Annotated in this window: 9 protein-coding genes and 1 tRNA gene; 2 read left to right on the top strand and 8 right to left on the bottom strand. The window is 39.6% G+C overall.

The window, feature by feature from the left end; all coding sequences use genetic code 11:
- Positions 1 to 36 precede the first annotated feature (36 nt).
- Both H6G28_RS13615 and H6G28_RS13610 read right to left on the bottom strand, forming a co-directional pair.
- Entirely contained in the window at positions 37 to 5,994 is a 5,958-nt protein-coding gene (locus tag H6G28_RS13615; RefSeq protein WP_190671373.1) for a trifunctional serine/threonine-protein kinase/ATP-binding protein/sensor histidine kinase, read from the bottom strand.
- A 637-nt stretch (positions 5,995 to 6,631) separates the two neighbouring features.
- Positions 6,632 to 6,703, bottom strand: a tRNA-Lys gene (locus tag H6G28_RS13610).
- A gap of 607 nt (positions 6,704 to 7,310) precedes the next feature.
- On the opposite strand from H6G28_RS13610, the gene H6G28_RS13605 reads away from it, so the two are divergent.
- Positions 7,311 to 7,763: a hypothetical protein gene (locus tag H6G28_RS13605; protein ID WP_199332845.1), complete on the top strand. Its 453-nt coding sequence runs from the start codon at positions 7,311 to 7,313 to the stop codon at positions 7,761 to 7,763.
- A gap of 344 nt (positions 7,764 to 8,107) precedes the next feature.
- Entirely contained in the window at positions 8,108 to 9,508 is a 1,401-nt protein-coding gene (locus H6G28_RS13600; RefSeq protein WP_190671369.1) for a Dyp-type peroxidase, read from the top strand.
- Positions 9,509 to 10,107: 599 nt separating this feature from the next.
- Here H6G28_RS13600 and H6G28_RS13595 read toward each other — a convergent pair.
- The 6 genes from H6G28_RS13595 to H6G28_RS13570 form a co-directional block, all read right to left on the bottom strand.
- Complete coding sequence (locus tag H6G28_RS13595; protein ID WP_190593178.1) at positions 10,108 to 12,351, bottom strand: PAS domain-containing sensor histidine kinase; 2,244 nt, start codon at positions 12,349 to 12,351, stop codon at positions 10,108 to 10,110.
- Positions 12,352 to 12,751: 400 nt separating this feature from the next.
- A complete protein-coding gene (locus H6G28_RS13590; protein ID WP_190593179.1) occupies positions 12,752 to 13,321 on the bottom strand; it encodes a hypothetical protein in 570 nt (189 codons plus the stop codon).
- Positions 13,322 to 13,638: 317 nt separating this feature from the next.
- Positions 13,639 to 14,412: a DUF928 domain-containing protein gene (locus H6G28_RS13585; protein ID WP_190593180.1), complete on the bottom strand. Its 774-nt coding sequence runs from the start codon at positions 14,410 to 14,412 to the stop codon at positions 13,639 to 13,641.
- Positions 14,409 to 16,739 (bottom strand): CHASE2 domain-containing protein, encoded by a 2,331-nt coding sequence (locus H6G28_RS13580; protein ID WP_190671367.1) that lies wholly within the window; start codon positions 16,737 to 16,739, stop codon positions 14,409 to 14,411. The genes H6G28_RS13585 and H6G28_RS13580 overlap by 4 nt, the downstream gene beginning before the upstream one ends.
- A 72-nt stretch (positions 16,740 to 16,811) precedes the next feature.
- Complete coding sequence (locus H6G28_RS13575; RefSeq protein ID WP_190671365.1) at positions 16,812 to 18,239, bottom strand: DUF1822 family protein; 1,428 nt, start codon at positions 18,237 to 18,239, stop codon at positions 16,812 to 16,814.
- Positions 18,240 to 18,248: 9 nt separating this feature from the next.
- Positions 18,249 to 20,024, bottom strand: coding sequence for an XRE family transcriptional regulator (locus H6G28_RS13570; RefSeq protein WP_190671363.1), 1,776 nt, complete (start codon positions 20,022 to 20,024; stop codon positions 18,249 to 18,251).
- Between the last annotated feature and the right edge of the window lie 295 nt (positions 20,025 to 20,319).

Genomic DNA, 20,319 nt, shown 5'->3' with positions numbered 1-20,319 from the left:
GTAATCAATTATGCTTCTGTACAAGCAGAGGAAACTTTATACAGGAAGGTGTAAGATAAATTCTGTACCTTCACCCAACACAGAGTTACAAATTAATTTGCCATTGTGAGTTTCTTCCACAATTTGACGGGCGATCGCTAATCCCAATCCTGTACCTTTACCGACTCCTTTGGTAGTAAATAAATGGTCAAATATTTTTTGCTTGACTTCTTCTGTCATTCCTTTACCATTGTCAGCAATTGAGATGATTACTTGCTGGTCTAACACAGAAGTTGTAATTTTAATTTGATTGGCTTTAGCTTCAATTTCAGCAAACTTCCGCCCATCATTTGATTCATCTAAAGCATCAATCGCATTTGCCAAAATATTCATAAATACTTGGTTTAACTGCCCTGGGAAGCATTCAATATTTGGCAAGTCGCCATAGTCAGTAATTACGACAATGGCAGGGCGTTGGTTATTAGCTTTGAGGCGATGTTTGAGAATTAAAATTGTACTATCGATACCTTCATGAATATTGAATAAGGCTTTGCAATCCCTATCAGCACGGGAGAAAGTACGTAAACTAGTGCTAATGCTTTTTAAGCGATCGCAAGCCAGAATCATGGCAGAAATCATCTGGGGGATGTCTTCTAGGGTGTAATCTAAGTCTATTTCTTGGGCATGTTTAATGATATTTGGATTAGGAGTATTTAAACTTTCTTGGTACAGATTTAAATGTTGAATAATATCTGCCAACATAGGTTTAGCTTGTGCCAAACTAGCAGAAATAAATCCCAGAGGATTATTCATTTCATGTGCTACCCCAGAAACCAAATTACCCAAAGCAGACATTTTCTCATGTTGGACTAATTGGATTTGAGTATGCTGGAGATGTTGGAGTGTTTGTTCAAGTTCGGTGGCTTGTTTTTGGGTTTCAATTAATAAATCTGCTTGCTTGAGAGCAACTCCCATTTGTGCGCCAATTTGTTGGGCAAATTGAATTTCAAAAGGTTGCCAATGACGTGGGCGATCGCATTGATGAATGCAGAGTAAACCCCACAGTTCATCATCTTGCATAATTGGTACTACCAACGATGCTTTAACTTGGAACTTCACTAAAATTTCTCGATGACAATCAACTACTGCATCTGTGTTGATATCATCAATGGCACAATAGCGCCCTTGTTTATATAAGGTAGCAAATTCTTCTCCAAAACAATGATCTTGAACTTTTACTGCTAAAGCCGAAGTAAATGAGGGTAAAACATCCTCGGCGATAAATTCACCATATTCATAATTTGTCTCTAGGTGAAACTGATAAATTCCCACCCGATCAGTATGGAGAATTTGACGGATATTTTGGGTAACGGCGCAGAAAATTGCCTCTAAATTTAAAGATTGTCGAATTTGCGTTACCACCTCAAATAAGGTTTTTTGCTGCTGGAGAGTTTGTTGCAGTAGTTGGGCTTTTTCTTGGGATTCTCGATACAGTCGGGCATTTTCTAAAGAAATCGCCGCTTGGGCTGATAACATTTGAATAATTTCCAGGCGATCGCTATGAAATACACCACTTGTCAGTTTATTTTCTAAATAGACAATACCGACTAAATGCCCATGATAAATAATTGGCTTACCTAATACACTACCGGGCTTGAAGGTTTGCATATATTCCCCAATAATGCCAGGAATATCTGTCTTACAATTATCAATGACAACGGTTTTTTGCGTATTTTTGACATAATTAATCAATGTAGCAGGAATCTCTAGGCAAGTCTCTATTGCTTCAGGGTTAATTGTAGTTTCTATTTTCCCTTGAGAACTTACTTGACGATTAATTTTAGTAATTGCTTTGACTTGCCAAACACCATTTTCTTCCGGGAGAATCAGTACTGCTTTTTTCGCCCCAGAATTTTCTAAAATAATTTCAGTTAACCCGGCGATAAGTTCATCTAATTCAATCGTACTGGAAATAGTTTGAGCAGCTTTGAGGACAGATACAAAATCTATAGCATCAGTAATATTAGTACTATTACTAGTAGATGTTTGAGCAATAGTCGCAATAGTTTCTAATGGATTGAAGTTGAGTCTTTGCTGTTGTTGGATAGGTTTGAGGAGTTGTGGGTAGCGTTTTTCTAAGTCGTCGGTTTTAGCTTTTGCGCCCCAGCGTGCATAGCCATAATATGCGGCTTGCATATATCCTTGGGCTGCGTTTTCTTTATTCAACTTCAGATAAAATCTAGCTAAAAGTTCATTTGCTAGTGCAGCTTCGCAGATATAGCCATTATTTTTAGCCCCCTCAATTGCCCGATCATAACTTTCTATTGCTTCCCAGTAATTATTAAGTAATTGATGACATTCAGCCGCCACTAACTCAAATTTATGTAGATAATTCATTGGCGCTTTATCAGCCCAATTTTTCATTTTCTGCTGATTTTCAGCTATTTTTTTCAGTAACTCATCCAACTCCAGATGAGGCTTTTCCTTGTATACCTCTATGTGTGCTAAAGAATCATAAAAATAAAATAGAGGAATATAAGGAAACCCAACAGCACCATCTAAATATTGTGCAGTTGCAGCAGCATCAACAATTGCTTGTTGATAGTCTCCCAATAAATAATTTAAAAATAATTTATGAAAATTGATGTAAAATAAACCCAAGCGATCATTAGATTCTATATACTGGGATAAAATAATTTGTTCATCAAAAAACTCTCCTTGTAAGTATGGTGATGAACTTCTACCAGTTTGGCAATCTTGTAGTGCCTGTTGCAACATTTTTAAATAATAAACAGAAGTATTTTGCTTGATTTGATAAAGAGAATCGTGAAAAGCTAATACTTCTTGTTGCAATTCTGATAAATCCTTTTCTATTCCACCAAAATATGCAAATGCACAGTACATAACTGCGCTATATCCGGCAAATTGAAAATCTCCAGTTTCTAAGCCAATAGTATAAGCATCACGCAGAGGTTTTAAAGTTGTACTTAAAGCATCTTGCCAATGTTTAATAAAGCCATAAACCATAGCATTAACTTTACATTGCAGTTCTTTAATATTTAGCTTGTGCAATAAATCTAATGCAAGTTGACCAAACTTATAACCAGTTTCACTATCTCCCATCCCACCAGATAAAATCGCTGCATAACAGCCATAACTATGGGTAGAAATGGCATGATTTCCAGATTCTACTGAAATTTTTACTTCTTTAAATGTTAGTAACACATAAAGAATAGGAGATGTAAGAAAAGCTGCCGGTAAAATGCTCGATATCAAGCGTAAAATTGCTAATTGTACTGGATCAGTCATTAATGGTAAGTTAATTAATGACTCTATTTCTTGACCTTGATAAGCTAATTGTGTTTCTTGTAATGCCACACCAATATCATTGGGTGCAAGATTTTCAGGAAATTCTACACCTAATAATTGTAGAACTTTCAGCACTATTTTGATCGCTACTAAAGCTTGATTTTGGGCAATTAAAGCTTGAGTTTTGACTTCATAAACTGTGATTGTGTCAAGAATTGTCTTGGCTTGTTGCAATAAAACTTCTGATAATCTTTCCATTTCGGGAAAATCACCACTGAGATAAGCGGCTTCTATGGCTGTTTCATATACTTTTAAAGTAAACTCATATTGATATTGCCAACTATTTTCGGGTAAAAGCTGTAGGCTAAAGGTGCAGTATTCCCAAGCGGCGCTATATGCTGTTGAGGCTTTAGCTTTTTGGGCTGCATTGAGATTTAAATGTGCTAGTTCGTCTCGCTGTTCGGCTGTTGCTAGTAATTTAATTCCCCAGTTCAGTTGATTAACAATGGCAAATATTTTCTCCTCCCGTTGATTTTTAGGAGTATTATTTAACAATAATTGCCCGATATGCAAATGGGTGCGTTGTTTGTGTTCTTCGGGTATCAATGAATAAGCCGCTTGTTGGATGCGATCGTGTAAAAATTTATAGGTGATAATTTCAGAAGTGTTTTGATGAATATTTTGATGATCTGAACTGATGAAAAACTTGTAAACATCACTTTGAGGTAAAATCAAACCTGCTTTTAAAGCACTCCACAAAGATGTTGCCGTTTCTGGTTGTGATTTTTGCGAAACAATTGCTAAGGTTTCTAAATCAAATTGGTTGCCGACACAAGCAGCTAATTTTAAAATTTCTTGTGTTGTTTCTGGCAATTTTTGGATTTGTAGTGCCATAAATTCAACAACATCGCTAGTAAGCGATCGCTGATTAATCGCCGCTATATTACATTCCCAATGTCCTTGCTCATAATTAAAATAAATCAGCTTATCTTGGTGTAAGGATTTGAGAAATTGTGTTGTAAAAAAGGGATTACCTTGAGTTTTTTGATAAATTAATTGTGAAATTGGTAAGGCTAAGGTTTCTGAACAAATTAAGGTATCAGCTACTAACTGATTTAATTTCAATTCATCCAGTTCTTTGAGGGTGATGGTATTAATTGTGGTGCCATTTTTAGCAATGTCATCTAAAGCTAAGATTAAATGATGTGCTGCCGAAACTTCATTATCTCGATAAGCCCCAATCAGAAGTAAATATTCAGGATGTGCCTCACTCATTAACGATTGCATCAGTTTTAATGAGGCAGAGTCAATCCATTGTAAATCATCTAGAAATATCACCAATGGATGTGCTGAGGCGCTGAATAGTTTAATAAATTTTTGGAAGAGCAAATTAAATCTATTTTGGGCTGCATTACCTGATAATTCTGGTGCAGGTGGTTGTTTACCAATAATTAGTTCTAATTCTGGGATAACTTCAAGAATTACCTGGGCATTTTCGCCTAATTCTTCAGTAATTTTATGCTGCCATTGTTGGATTTTATCATCGCTTTCGGTGAGTAATTGTCCCATTAAATCCCGGAAGGCTTGTACAAATGCTGAAAAGGGAATATTCCGGTTAAATTGGTCAAATTTACCTTTAATAAAATAGCCACGTTGTCTAACAATTGGTTTATGAACTTCATTCACAACCGCAGTTTTACCAATTCCCGAAAAACCCGCCACTAGCATAATTTCTGTGCTACCGTTAGCAACGCAATCAAATGCGGTTAACAGAGTTTCAACTTCTAGTTCACGTCCATACAGTTTTTCAGGAATAGTAAAGCGATCGCAAATATCCCTTTGGGCAATTTGAAAACTTTTAATTCTACCCGTTGTGTGGAGTTGGGTTAGACAATTTTCTAAATCATACTTGATTCCTAATGCACTTTGATAGCGGTCTTCGGCATTTTTCGCCATCAGTTTCAACACAATCTCGGAAACTACCTGGGGAATTTCTGCACTGTTAACTAATGCGGGCGGAATTTTGGCAATATGACAATGCAACAATTCCATCACATCGGTTGATGGAAAAGGTAATTCTCCAGTCAGTAACTCATAAAAAGTTACCCCCAAGGAATAAAAATCAGTCCGGTAATCAATCAAACGATTCATTCTCCCAGTTTGTTCGGGAGAAATATAAGCCAATGTGCCTTCTAAGACATGAGGATTAATCAGGGTTTGAGTTTCTTTAGGCAACAAAGATGCAATACTAAAGTCAATGATTTTTACTTGTTTGGTATCGGGATTAATAACAATATTGCTGGGTTTAATATCTTTATGGATGATACCATCACGATAGAGCGTATCTAATATACTGCACAGAGCGATCGCTATTTCTAAAAACTCTAGTAAAAACTCAGGAGATTGCCGTTTTGTGGCAGTAAAATAATCCTTGAGCGCAATTCCCCCCATATCTTCCATCACGATCGCATAGCCATTTTGATAAGATTCCAGGCTATAGGTTTCGATAATTCCAGGTTTATGCAAATTTTTAGCGATCGTGTATTGATTGCGAAACTGCACTAATTCATTAAAACTCGGATAAGGGTTTTTCAGCAATTTCACTACTACTGGTTTGTTGTCAATTTCTCGATATCCACGATAAACCAGTGTTCTCAAGCCATCGTAGAGTATTTCACTAAATTGATATCCAGAAACTGCTAACATACCACCAAATCCTAAAGACGCTTAGATATTAGTGTTCCCAAATATCATCAATTTCTCATCAATAATTTTGATTTTTTAATTTATTATTTCAATTCAATTTTCACTAAATTATCTTACCTATGTTTACAATGGAAATCCTTGCCTAATTTTCTCTGTTTATGGATTCAATTTGTTAAAGCAATGTCTAATACAATTTAGTATTTGAGATTTTAGATTAGTTTAGGTGAGCAAAAATTTTACACTTCTGCAACCTTATATCTATTCCTGCTAATGTGAATAGGACTTTATAGTAAAGTACTGACTAGGAATCTAGTACAAGTCAGCGTAAATAAACCAACCATAAGAAATTGTTAAAAGGCTTGTGGTATCACTATTCTTTCTTTTTCCTTTTAACCTTTTACTTTTGCCTTGTTGTACTAGTGTTATCAGGTATTTCAACCATAAACATAGTCCTAACAGATACTTCGACTACTTTAGTGCATCAGCTATTAGCAGTTAGTAGTGTACTGACATTGGGATCAAATTAACCGCAGATGGAATTTCTTTTACTACAATACTTTAGCCTTACCATATATGTGTTAGCGACAGCGTAACACATCATACTTAATAGTCTGTTTACTCAGCACTTTAAAGCCAGTGGGTGACGAGGGATTTGAACCCGCAACCAATAGATTAAGAGTCTACTGCTCTACCGTTGAGCTAGTCACCCGCACTGAATACCTATTATAGCAGCTTTTGTGGGGTGATGCCAAGGTAAAGTTAATCAGGAAGCGGGTTACAGCGTAGTTGATCTAACAGAATCCTGCCTAGACAGCAAATGTGAAATGGCGATCGCCTTTCAAAAAACAGAATTAGGATTTCTGAAGTCAGGAATAATCTTCTTTTTAGAGCCGAAAATATTAAAAAATAATGATATCTTATCTATTTCGATTAAAACTAGTTGACATACATCTATCTTAGGATATAGTTTATTTAGCCAATACAGCTTGATAGTTGATTGCTTGCAACAGTGTGAAAACCACGTTGCTACTGAGTAGTATTTCAGTAAATCTATTAGGTGTACATATCCAACCAAAAAGTATGAGATTAAATTCGTAAATCTCTGTCAATTTGTTTGGATACAATTTGCTCTGGCATAACAACGCTGTCTGTAGCGCAGATATCGGTTTGTTTTTATGCACCTATGTCAGCACTATCAAGTTCAAATTTATTATTACTGCATCAAAAAGTAGAAAAGTGCAGATCACCTACTAATAAATGTGGCAAGTTTTGTAACTACTTACGTTAAGTTTTGAAAATACTTCGGAGTCATGAACATGAGTAATAAACCAGAACAAAGTCCATTAAGCTTTGTTGCTCCAATTAAAGCACCAGTAGCAGATAACTATAAAGCTCTCAAGAAAATTTTAGAAACTGGGACTTTTGGAGAAGCACTAGATGAAGTTGGTACGGTACATTTTGGACGTTTTATGTTCCTCGAACAAGTTACGCCAGAATCAGGGGAAGAGTATTATGCTAAATTCGCTCTCTTTACAGCCTATGACGGAGATTTTACAAAATACGTTGATGACTTTGTTGCAGTAGTTGGTGATTTTTTTAATTTACTATTACAGCATTTAGAAGATGGAGATCAGGTAATACCAGTTCAAAAAAATGCTCAAGATTTTGCACAGTATGTACACAAATATGATCAGGAAGTCAAAGTCTGGTATAGTGCTTATCCGAATTTAAATGTAGTTGATATTCGTCAGTTAGTAGCTCAACCATAAGATTATCGGTTTTATCACTTCCTTGCAGCTAAACCTAAATTAAGGACAGATGAAGAATTAGCTACTAATAAAATTTTCAAAGAAGTTTTACTGTTTAAAAGTGTTCTAAAAAATAGCGTTATATATTAGCGTAATGAGCTAGAATCTTTACTTAAAAACATTCTTTTAAGATTTTATAGCATAATCATCTATTGGTGTGAAAACCAAACTTAGATGAGGTTTAACACAAGGAAGTGATAATTTTATGCCCTGTAATACTAAGGGTATTACGGGAGTTTGGATTGGCTAATTATTAGGAATAGTAGCATATTTCTCTTTGAAATCAAACAAGAATCAAAGTTGATATGACAATTAGTAAAAATCAAACACAGCTTGATTTCAGTGATATACAGGGTTATATCGTCCGTGGCTATAACATGGATTTTGCAAGACATTTTGTCCTTCAGGTTCAAGATGCAAAAGCTGCCAAAAAATTTATTGGTAACTTAGTAAATGGTAATCAATCAATTCCGCAAATTACTACTGCTGCATTGTGGGACGTAAAACCGAGTTACTGCTTGAATATTGGATTTACTTTTGAGGGGTTAAAATCACTGCAATTTGGAAATGTTGATCAATCTTTTTCAGATAAGCATTATCTTTCCTTTAAAAAAGGTGCTAATCATCCAGAAATAGCAAGTAAATTAGGCGATGTTGGAGAAAGCTCTCCTGAAAATTGGAAAGGTGGATTAGGAACATCTAATACTCATATTTTGCTGTCCCTCTATGCTCAAGATAGTGAAGTGTTAGAGAAGCAATCAGATCAACTGCGAATACTTTTTCAGGAAGAACAAGCATTGAAAGAATTATCTTGCTTGGATGGAGCTAAACTTCCTGATGAGCAAGGCAAACCTAGCGATATCATTCATTTTGGTTACAACGATGGAATTTCTCAACCAAAAATAGAAGGGGTTCCCTCAAAGGCTGGACTTCCATCATCTCTCGATCCTCAGCCTGCGATTCCTGCTTATGACTTTATCCTACTAGATGAACCAAAAGCTCCTTACTACGTACCAACACCTGATAAGTTGGGTTTAAATGGTAGTTTTGCTGCTTTTCGAGTGATGGAACAGGATGTAGCTGGATTTGAAAAGTTCCTTCAAGAGCAAAAAGATAAAATTGAGCCAGAAAAACTAGCAGCTAAAATGTGTGGTCGATGGCGCAATGGTGTCCCGCTAGTCCTTTCTCCAGATGCTGACCAACTTTCACCCCCCGAAAAACCAATTACTTACGAACAATTTAATAATTTTAACTATCTTCAGGAAGACCCAAAAGGATATAAATGTCCTATTGGTTCACACATACGGCGCACAAATCCTCGTGATGCGAATATAAAAGGGGTAACAAAAATTCACCGACTCCTCCGTAGGGGAATGCCTTATGGGCCTGCTTATAACCCTAATTGCCCTAATGATGGTTATGAAAGGGGATTACTAGGACTATTCATTTGTGTGAGCCTAGATCGCCAATTTGAATTTGTCATGGAAGAGTGGGTGAATAAAGGAAAGTTTGCTACTCTGCCTGACAATGCCCAAGATCCTTTGCTTGGTGTTAACGACAGTAATCAAAGTCAGTTTGATATTCCTGTCTCTCCCGACCAACCTTCTATCAAGCTGACTAGTTTTGAGCGATTTGTTAAAACTAAAGGTGGAGCTTACTGTTTTTTACCTAGTATTACCGCCTTGCAATATATAGCTAGTAATTGATGAGTGATGAGTAATGAGTGATGAGTAAATAGGACTGATGCAAAATTATGAGAAGACGTAGACGCGCTCTTCGGCTACTCTTACGAGAACGCCTAACGGCGAAAACGAAGTTATAAGAGTTTGAGAGAGTTCTTGCGTAAGTCCTAGTAAATACTCATAACTCATTACTTATTACTCATTACTTGTTATACCATTTTGGATTTTAGATTTTAGATTTTGGATTGGGTAAGGGTTGATCGGTATAGCTTTTGAGTCATCCATCTGTCGCAATCATTTTTTAATTTGGTATTACTTAACGCGATGTGCGACTTATTCTTGAAACCCCTCTCCAAACCTCTCACGCCAGTCGCTACAACGGAGGAAACCTCCGCAACGCGCTGGCTCCCCGAAACGGAGAGAGGCTTTGAATCTTGCTCCCCTTCCCTACCAGGGAAGGGGTTGGGGGTTAGGTTTGAGAGAAAGTCGCACACGGCGTTATACCAATTCACGAAATTACTGATACAAATCACTTCCTCTGCAACTCTGATTCCGGTCGCCGAGCGAAGTCGAGGCGCTGCTTTCATGTCTGTATCATTTTTAAAGTGAAATGGTATTACTTATTACTCATTACTCATTCCAAAACTGGGCAATGTAATGATGAAGGTGGTTTGGCGATTTGCACTCTCTACCGTGATTGTACCGCCTAGATGCTTGACCATTTTCTGCACTAAAGCCATTTCTAAGCCTGTACCACTATATGTCCAGGGGTCATTTTTCATGAGGCGATAGAATGGTTCAAAAATCCGGTGTATTTCACTGGCGGGAATTTCTAAGCCGGAATTGCAAATCTTCAGTTGCACTGCATTAACTGTAAAATCAGCCGAGACGGTGATGATTTCACCTGATGGGGTATTTTTGCAAGCATAGCTTAACAGTTCGGTGACTATGCGTTCTAAATCGGTGATGTCTGTTTCTAGGGGCGGGAGTTGATGATTAATATTGAGGTGTAATTTTTGTTTTTGGCAATGGGAAAGGTCACGAAAGGACTCAACAATAGGTGGTAGCCATGTTTGTAAGTCAATGGTGATCAATGTGGGTATATTTGGTTCGGTTTCGAGATAAGAAAGCTGCATCAAATCGTTGATTAACTTACTTTCTCGCCCACACTCGTTTTGCAAAATCTGCAATAGTTGGGGGACAATTTCGATATCTAGGATGCCTTCTGGGGTTAGCACACTTTCGAGAGTTTGGGCGGCGAGACTAATGCTGGTTATGGGTGTGCGTAGTTCATGGGAGAGGGTTTTTAAGAATTCGTTTTTGCGGCGTTCTTGCTGTTCTAATGTTTGCATTTGTGCTTGAGTGGTGGATGCTGTTTTGGCTTGGCGAAGGGCGATCGCACATTCATTGGCTACCTGTTGTACTAAACTAATTTCCAGTGGCTCAAACATTTCTTGGTTTGGTCGATGCAACCATAAGTTACCCAAAATGCCTTGGTTATCAAAGATTGGACAAGCTAACTGAGTTATAACCTTTAGTTGTGGGTGCCATCCAGGAACAATTTCTAAAGATTGCCAATGTTTTTTGGCTAACAATAGCTGATACACTTCTGGCAAGTCGGCAACTTGGCGGGTTAATCCTTGATATTCCGGGGTGCTAGTGGTGTATTCATAGATAACAGTTGTTTCACTTCCACCAGCATTGTAAGTTTCAATGTAACAAGACTGGAGTTGAAATAACTGAGTTAGTTCTTGAGTGGCTGTTTGCATTACCTGGTTCGTAGATTGATGGTCGCGGATTTGTTCGGTAATGCGACACACTAATGTTTGAAAGTTATTGGCTTGCTGTTTTTGTAGTTCTAGCTGGGTTTGCAAATGCTGTACTTGTTCTTGGAGTTTGGCTTGATGGACTGCTATACCAATTTGATTGGCTAGTTGTTTGAGTAAGTCAATTTCGATTTCTTGCCATTGGTGGGGTTGATGGCAATGTTGGGCGGTGATTAATCCCCAAAGTTTTTGCTGTGACCAAATTGGGACAACTAAATTCGCCCTGATAGGCCAGGATTCCAGCAAATTAACTTGGTCAGGATGTAACCCGGCTGTGTAAATATCTTCAATAATTTGAATGCAACTGCGTCCACTGCGTTCTTGATATTTGCCAATTAAGCTAGGATCGGGGAATTTCTGCCCTAAACAAGAATTGGGGGTGACTGTTGATTCTGCAATGACTACGTTAGTCTCATCAGGCTGCATACAATAAACTAAAATGCGATCGCACCCCAAACAATGCCGCAGTTCTTTAACAAGTTGATGCAGCAATGTATCTAAGTCTAAGGATTCTCGAATCCATTGAGCGATCGCTTCTAGCAGTTGTTCTTGGGCTGTTTGAATTTCTTTTGCTTGGGCTACCTGCTTCACTGGAGTGATGTTACTACTTGTGCCAATCAGTCGATAAATGCGAGAGTTTGCATCTCGCAATGGTGTTAATGTGGTACTCCACCAAGTCGCCACTCCTTGAAATTGCAAGCATTGTTCGTAGGAAATGGTTTTACCAAACCGCACGCAGTCAGCATAATGCTGACGCACATTTGCCGCATCATCAGGCGAGAGAATATCTTCTGGTTTTTTTCCCTTCAGATTCTCAGAACTAATGCCAATCCATCGTTCATGGGTGGGGTTTAAGGCTACGTAGCGAAAATCTCCATCGTCGAGAACATCCACGATAAATATAGATGTCTGCACAGAATTATAGATGCTCAGTAAAAACTGTTCACTACCACTGTGTTTCGCTAATTCTGGATCAAAGAGAATTTGAGAATGCAATTGTTGTTTCAACTCAACGGTTGATTCACCCGGATTTATATTCATGGGAGAGTCCCTGTCTGCTATTAATGACTCCTCTAAGCGCAACCCCTGATGATGCTAAGTGATGAAAAATGCTTTTTTGCGCTTACAGCAAAGCATTGTCTGTCTTTGCTCAACTGATTTTTCGATCTTTTTCTATTCTTATCAGAAATATCGGAAACTTAATAGCAGTCAACTCAACAAATATATCTCCTTGAAGATCAGAGTGCATTTGCAATCAGATGCAAATTTATTAGTCATTTTTTATTAAGAATGATTTAAGATTGTTGCATACATCTAAGTATACTCGAAAGCAATATTTGCCAAAAATTACATTTCTTAATGTTATTTTAATATGCAGTGCTATTAACAGCATATTAACAAAATATTGCATGATGATTTTGCCTGGATGAGAAATGATAAATTATCGCAATAGTCGGTAAGCATTGATCCCTGTGAAGATGGCAACAACAATCCAAGCAATAGCTAAACCAACAACTTCACCTAAAAACAACCGCGTTAACCGGAGTAATACTATTCCCACAATTGCGCCAATGGGTACAGCCATCGCCCAAGCGATCGCACTCACAAATATCCATTGCCATGACAAAGCTACAGACTTGGGAATCGCTGTCCACTGTGCGAAGCCAATAATCAAACCAGCAACAGCACCTAAATTTGTCCCCCAAAATATTCTTAGGGGTAAAGCTGGTGTATTGGGGACAATCCAACCCACAGCACCCACACCAATAGCCGTGATGATTGCCCAAGCCAACAAAGTCGCTAATACCCAGCGCCCAGATAAAATTTGATGGCGGATGAGTAAACTTTGGGGAAATGCGATCGCCAAACCACCCAAAGAAGCCTGCGCCACCCCCACATCTGGCTTTTCCCCGACTTCAATCCAGCACAAACTGATCAAAAAACCACCCAAAGTAGCGATCGCCCACTGCAAGATAAAACCAACTTGACTTTTAGTAGATGTGAAGAACATGAACTTCTCGCCAGTAAAGCATGGTAGAGATTACTATACAGCGCGAGAAAAATCAAAAAAGTTCAAAATGTTTGGCTATCAACAATAAAACTTTTAAAACATCCTCTTACACCCTTACACCGCATTTCTCACAAGCTTCAGGCGTTTGATGGGGCAGAGGGGCAGAGGTGCGGAGGGGCAGGGGAGAGAGTACCTTCATTCTCCCCTGCTCCCCTGCTCCCCTGCACAGGCTTTGAAAGGTGTGGTGAGAAATCCGGGTTACACCCCCACACCCTTACAACCAGTCTCCACAGAAAATATTTGTGCGTAAGTTATACCTAATTACAACATGAAACAATAGGCTTGTTAGCAATCTCTTTTAAACCAACATCACCTAGTAATTTCTGCCAATCTTGCATCAAGGTTTTGCTTTGGGGATTGCGGCGGCGGAGTTGGGCTAATTGGGTTAAAGCATCGTACCAAATGCCTTTTTGGGCATACAAAATCACTTGCTGGCGATTCGCTGAAGGAGTATGTTGAAATTTGACTCGTTGAATCCAGCCATTGACATTGATTGATTCATTGTCACCCTGACAATTGATATTTAGGGATAAATACCAATGATAGTTTTTATCTGGTTCGAGTTTAACTGTGGATGGCAGACTGAGAGCGATCGCACCTGGTGTTTCCTTAACAGTGAAAGTTCTTTGATAAATTTGCTTGTAATTTCGCTGTTCGCGGCTAGTTTCGTCCCATAATTCTAATTCAGCGCCCTGAATATCTTTGGCCTGGTAAGGAACATAAAACCAGAGTGTCGGAGAGGCGCTAACCGTTAAGCCCCAAACATGGCTCATTTTTGGTTCTGATTCCACAGCCGGAACTATAGCGGTGAGACGCTCTTTAATATCTAGGGCGGTGCAATTGCGACCGTCACGAGTTCCCCCACCTTGGCGATTTCCCGGTGCGCCTCTGGATGATAACGGTGGTTGATTAAAAATCACCGACGAAATCCTAGAAGGTGTTGACTGGGACTGTTTTATAGGGGATGAATAAACTTCTCCCTGATTCACAGCTAAAACCCATACCAAACCTAATCCTATCAACCGCATCATGATTTCCCTCCCAAATGCCGCTTTAAACCAGTTGTGATCACGTATGTAATTGCCAAAGCAAATACTGATGGTATCACTGGGAGACAAAGACCACTCAAGAAAAAGCCAAAACACAGACTAACAAGGATAACACTGGCGATCGCAGCTAAAACTCGACGATATAGAACCGAGTCAAATCTCCAAACACATAAGCCCCCGATGAGTGACCAACTCCAGATCCAAATCACATCCCAACCCTGGGGCCAAAACCTTAGTAAAGGGCGTTCTTGTTGAGCGATACTGAGCATTTGACTCACCATTTGGGCGTGAATGACGATACCGGACATTTTTTTGTCAACTTCTTTACTAAAGGGCGTAAAAAAGCGATCGCCAATTGAGGGCGCTGTGACACCAATCAAAATAATCCGATTTTTCACCCACTGGGGCGGTAAATCATTGTTGAGAACGGCTGCTAAGGTAACTTCCCTGGCAACTTTTTGCGCTGAACGGTAATTGAGTAAAACTTGATGACCACGCGGATCAATGTTGTGATAAAAACCAGTATGATTTTCCAAAGGCTGAAAAACAGTAGAGCCAAGCTGCAAGTTACCCTCTGATGTGGCTTGTGGTTTGATGCCCTCAAAATCGAGGTAACGCCGCGCTAATTCGGCACTGAAGGCAAATGAAGACTGACACCGGGAATTTCCTGGATCTATATGCAGCAAAGAACGCCTGATTATGCCATCTGATTCCACTACAAAATCACTAAAACCCACATTGCTTGGCGGACTAGTAGGGGGAGGTGCAACACCAAATTTATCAGTGTTCGACTCTGGGTTGCTGACTTCGCAAGTCGTCACCAGCCGGGAGTTTTTCGGGATGTGGGCGGCTAGTTCCCGGTGTCCCGGTTCCACTGGTAAATCGCGGTAAATATCTAAGCCAATCACTCTGGGTTGATAGGCCTGGAGTTTCTCTAGGGTTTGCCAAATTACGCGATCGCTCAAAGGATACCGCCCTTGCTCTTGAATATCTTGTTCTGTAACTTGGACAATCAAAAGACGCTCATCAATTCCGCTATCTGGTTGTAAGCGCATAAATAAATCAAAAGCCCACAATTCTATCGGCTGGAGTCCACCTAAAAACCGCAATGTCATAATTAAGCCAGTCGCCAGTAAACTCCGTACCAAGATATCTTGCAAATCTTTCCAGTCTAGCCGACGACGGTAATTAGGAAGGCTGATCGGCCGCAAATCTTTCCAAGTTGGTGGCACTTGGGCAGGATTTTGGTAAATCATCGGTAGCCAAGTCGCCCCCGGTAAATCCGTAAATTCCTCTAGTCGTTCTTGGGCGCGGCGCACAGCAGTGTATAAAGTTTGTCCCGCCGCATATTCCCGCAAGAATTCTTTGAGAAACGATTGAGCAACGACATCGGGGACAATCTCTTGCATAACAATAATCACCGGGACGTGTAAATCAGCTAACTGTTGCGCTAGTCCCAAACCTTCACAAGAGTTAAAAATGGCAATCTTTAACCCTTTTTGCATCGCTTCCCGAAAAGCATGTTTAAATTGCTCAGTTTCGATGCTTTCTCTAGAACTAAGACTGATGCGCCCTCTTTGTTCTACCGTTTGACTATGACCAGCAAAAAAGAAAATATCCCAGCCTTGGGGATTTCGGAGTTGGGTAATTAATTCTCTGCCTTGGGGCTGATGACAAAAAACCGATTCTGTTTGTGGAAGATTGGCGATCGCCTGACGATCTGCTTCTAAATCTAGGTGTTGATGATCACCAAAAATTGCCAGTAACCGGACGCGATCGCGTGGCGTTTGCTGTTTCCCAACTTCCCAAGCTTCATATTCTATCGGACTATAGCTAACACCAACATTTGGATAACTTGCTAGTAAATCCCAGGTATGCCAAGGTAACTTCCATAACATTACTTCCTTGGCTTTAATCGCTAACCGCAGAGTATCCGGCTGACTGGCTAACTCTTTACTCAACCTTTCCCGAATTTTTTGCCAACCGACTTCCCCCGATGCTTGCAACCATTGATTGAGGTTGGTTTCTACTTGTCTCATTCTTTGCCAACAGTCAGCTGCGATTTCCTTAGTTGCGCGATTCGTCGGTAAGCTTTCCTCAATTTCCCAACCATCATAGCGGGCGAGCGTGGTGAGATTCCGAAAAGATTGTTGCCACAAAAAATACAAACCTTCAATCTCAGTATTAGCTCCCAACCTACCTTCAATTTCTCCCACCGAAGAACCGCCATCTTCCCTCAGTTCTAGGGATACTTCAAACCCTTGAGCAAAATCTCCCCTACCAATTTTGAGAACTGCTACCCTGCTCATCGCTGCTTTCCAGTTAATTTTTTGTCTTACGCAGAGACGCAAAGATTAACACAATAATATCGTCTAATTTGTTCACGCAATAAAAGTCTCACTCACGCTGACTTTATCCAAAGTTACCTGCACTTGGAATTGAGTTCCAGGCGGGGGACTAAAGCCTAGTTGCAGAATTTTGTCTTTCCCTGCGCCTTGTTCGTCACTTCTTGTTTCTGCTTGCAAACGAGTTTCACCGCCAGCAATCACGCTCAGTGTCAGATGGGGTGGTAGTTGATGTTGCTGGTTGATTGGCTGTACTTGTAGCCGCACTCCGATTTTTGATTCTGTTTTGGGACGAATAGTGACAACCAGCGCCACTTGACAACCCGCCAATTGCAAGCCCAAATCAATCAACCGGGCTTTACTGATGCCGGCTTGGGGATGATCTGGGGCGATTTTGCCTAAACTTAAAGCCGCTTCCCAACGGGTTTCCTCATCCTGGGCAACTTGTAACAATTCTACCAACGCTGCGATCGCCTCTGGATGACCGACACCAATTTGTCCTAACACCCCGGCGGCTTGAGCGCGTTCCTTTTCGGGGCGATTGGATTTGAGGAGGCGAATTACTGGCGCGATCGCTTCTACAGAAACTTGCTCTTCCGCACCCCGCACAGCACTGAATTCTGGTGGTGTTAAAACTGACTCTACCGCTTGCCAAATTTCTGCAATCATACTGTCAGCCATTTGTAACCACTGACGCAAGTTGACGACAGCTAAATTCGGCGGTGATAACCGTTGCTGGTAGAGTTTTTGCCGCAACTCTTCATTGACTAGCAATGCTGCCCATTGTTCAAATGTTACCGCTAATCTAGGGGAGTATAAATCAGGATTACTGATTTGTGTGCATAAATCTGCCACTACTGCTGTAGATAACTGCGGTGGCGCTGCTGTTTGGGGACGAGAATCTGGTTGGGGCAGGAGGAGCAATTGTGTGATATCTTCCGTCAAGACAGCCTGATTAATATAGTAAGAGCGATCGCCCTGATCATATATCCCCCGACTCTTCAATTTTTGATAGCTGACATATCCCCACAACCGCAGCCAAGATTGCTCAGGCTCACCTAAATTAATCTGCACAGCCAGATAATAATCTTTTCGCCAGCTAGGAATATCAACCCACTCACAGGGAACAACAAATTCCTCTAAATCACTCGTTTCACTGGGAATTAAAACTAATCTAATTTCACCTAAATCAATAGGAGTTCCATTCACAAATTCCCACAGGGAGTTACAAGTATTGGCTGCAATAATATTATTGATGTTCACATTAGCATCTTCTTCTGCTAACCAAGCCTGTAACCAAGGCACAAAAGACTTGAAACACAGATAATTCAGATAAGCTTGACAGCAAGCTGCGGCATTAGTATGAGCTTGAGATTGCTGCCAAGCTTCTTCTTGCAGTTTTGGTGATAACGGCAAGCATATATGATTCGGATAAATCGTGGCAATTTTTTGCAAATTCAGCATTTTCCTTCCTCAACTTCTCTGAATTTCTTGATAGAGCAAGTTTGTCGATAGCCAATCTTCAATTATTTCTCCAACTTGTTGAATTTCCGTTTCTAAAGAAATACCAAACTTCTGATCAATCCTCTGGAGAAAAGAACCCTGCAACTGCTGTTTAGCTGTAGTAATTGTTTGAGCATCACTATTAGATTTGAGGATTTTTTGAGCATATTTTTGCCATAAAATTTCTTGGGATGGTGATTCTAATTGGGTAAACGATTTTAATAATTCAGCTTGAATTAAATTTTGATAATAGTTTTTCAGCCATGATTTGATATAGTTATTTTGCCATTGCTTGAGTATATTTAAGAAATTGCTCTGTAATTCATCTTCAGCTATAATTAGTTTTTGTGTTACTTCTTCTTGAGTAATAGATTTATTCTGAGTAATAATTTTAGTTAGCTCAGTAATATTCAGTTTTTGACCATATTTAAGTTTGATAATTTGTTGTAACTCAGGTTCTAAATCTGCAAGTGCAGCAATTAATTGAGAGGCAAGGGGATTAGCTACTAGATTAAAATTGCTAAATTTATCATTTAAAAATGTTGTGACATAAGTTGTCGGATTCAACTGTTCACGGGTTAACTCCTGAAACTTTTCTAATAATGGCGTTTCTATATACTTGGAAATATAGCGCGAGACGGTTCCTTGATGGACGTTCATTCTACTAGCAAACTGTTCTTGAGTTAACAGTGCCAAGCGATGGGGATAGCACAAAGGCATCACAGCCTGACGGTAAGATGTGGGAATTTGACTGCGAATTTTAGCTAAATTCTGCTCAATCAGTTCAAGTTCGCTACGTAAAATTAAGTCTACTGCTGCTAAAGATTCTGCGTTTTCTGCTTCTGTTTCTCCCGCTTCCCAAAAGTTGAAACTGGCTGTATCTGGCTGTTCATTACTATTAGCATCGTAAGGCACTTCCTTAATTTGATCCGATTGCTGTAAAGCTTCAATACAGGTATTCATCCATTTTTGAATCATGATTGGTGTGATGGCTGCACCAACGGCGACTTGCAGGGGTGCGCCTGGTTGAAATCTCTGAGAATTATAATCTTGAGCCGTTTGGACAAAATCTGAAAATTCTGGTTCTGGCCATTTTCCCCCGCCTTGTCTCTGAGGATGGTAGACGCGGTTGTTTTTGTAAACAGGAATAAAATATTGCCAAGCAAAAAGATATTGGGAAATTTCTGGTTCCTGTTTACCAGTGCTTTGCAATGCTGCTTTCAGGCGTTCGGCTGCGGTTTGCAATTTTCTGCGACTATTAATATCAACATCGCATAATAGATGCCAGGGTGATTCCCAATTGATATGCTCACGAGTCACATTTCTCAGTACCCCTAAGATATAGGTTTTGAGACTTGCACCACTATTGTCATTAGTTTTGTACTTATTGAGATATTGCTGTAATTTTTCGCGGTTACACAGGTGTTCGTTAGTCAGAGCATATAAATTTTCGGCATAAGCAGCGTAAAACGGCAAACGACACCAATTGCGCCAAATGAGGTAACAGCGATCGCGATCGAAGTAAGCTAATAAGTGCCAGTGAGCTAACTTTTTCTCTGTTTCCGCTTGGGAATCATCATTGAGAATTGTAACAAAATGATCCACATAGTCGCTCTCACCCCATTGAGGATGCAACCGCACCAGTTTTTCTATTCTCTCTCGCAAACGATTTTGAATTAACCGTTTGAAAGGAGGATAACCACTAGTTTCTGTAAAGTCATACAAAGTCCAGAATTGATCATTCATTTGCAGAGATTTTCCGCTTAGTGTTTAGTAGCTTGCTCCTTGAGCGCAAGAAGCTAGTTTAACAGAGCTTTTCAGAACTTACGCACTAGTGCCGCTACGCGGAAGTCAAAAGTCAAAAGTCAAAAGTCAAAAAGCTTATATCAAAAGCTTTTCACTAACTTGAGATGGTATCTTTATTTCCGCCGCGTTGTACTAGTAACAGAAGACTAAACACAGAAAAGCCAGTGCGTTGCTTTGATTGTCAAAGTCATAGCAACTAGCACAACACCAAAAAATGAAAGTTGCAGATGATTTT

The organism is Nostoc sp. FACHB-190, from assembly GCF_014696905.1.
In the GTDB taxonomy this organism is placed as follows: Bacteria; Cyanobacteriota; Cyanobacteriia; order Cyanobacteriales; family Nostocaceae; genus Nostoc_B.
The sequence above is the reverse complement of the archived record's forward strand: the minus strand, read 5'-3'. Positions and strand labels throughout refer to the sequence as shown.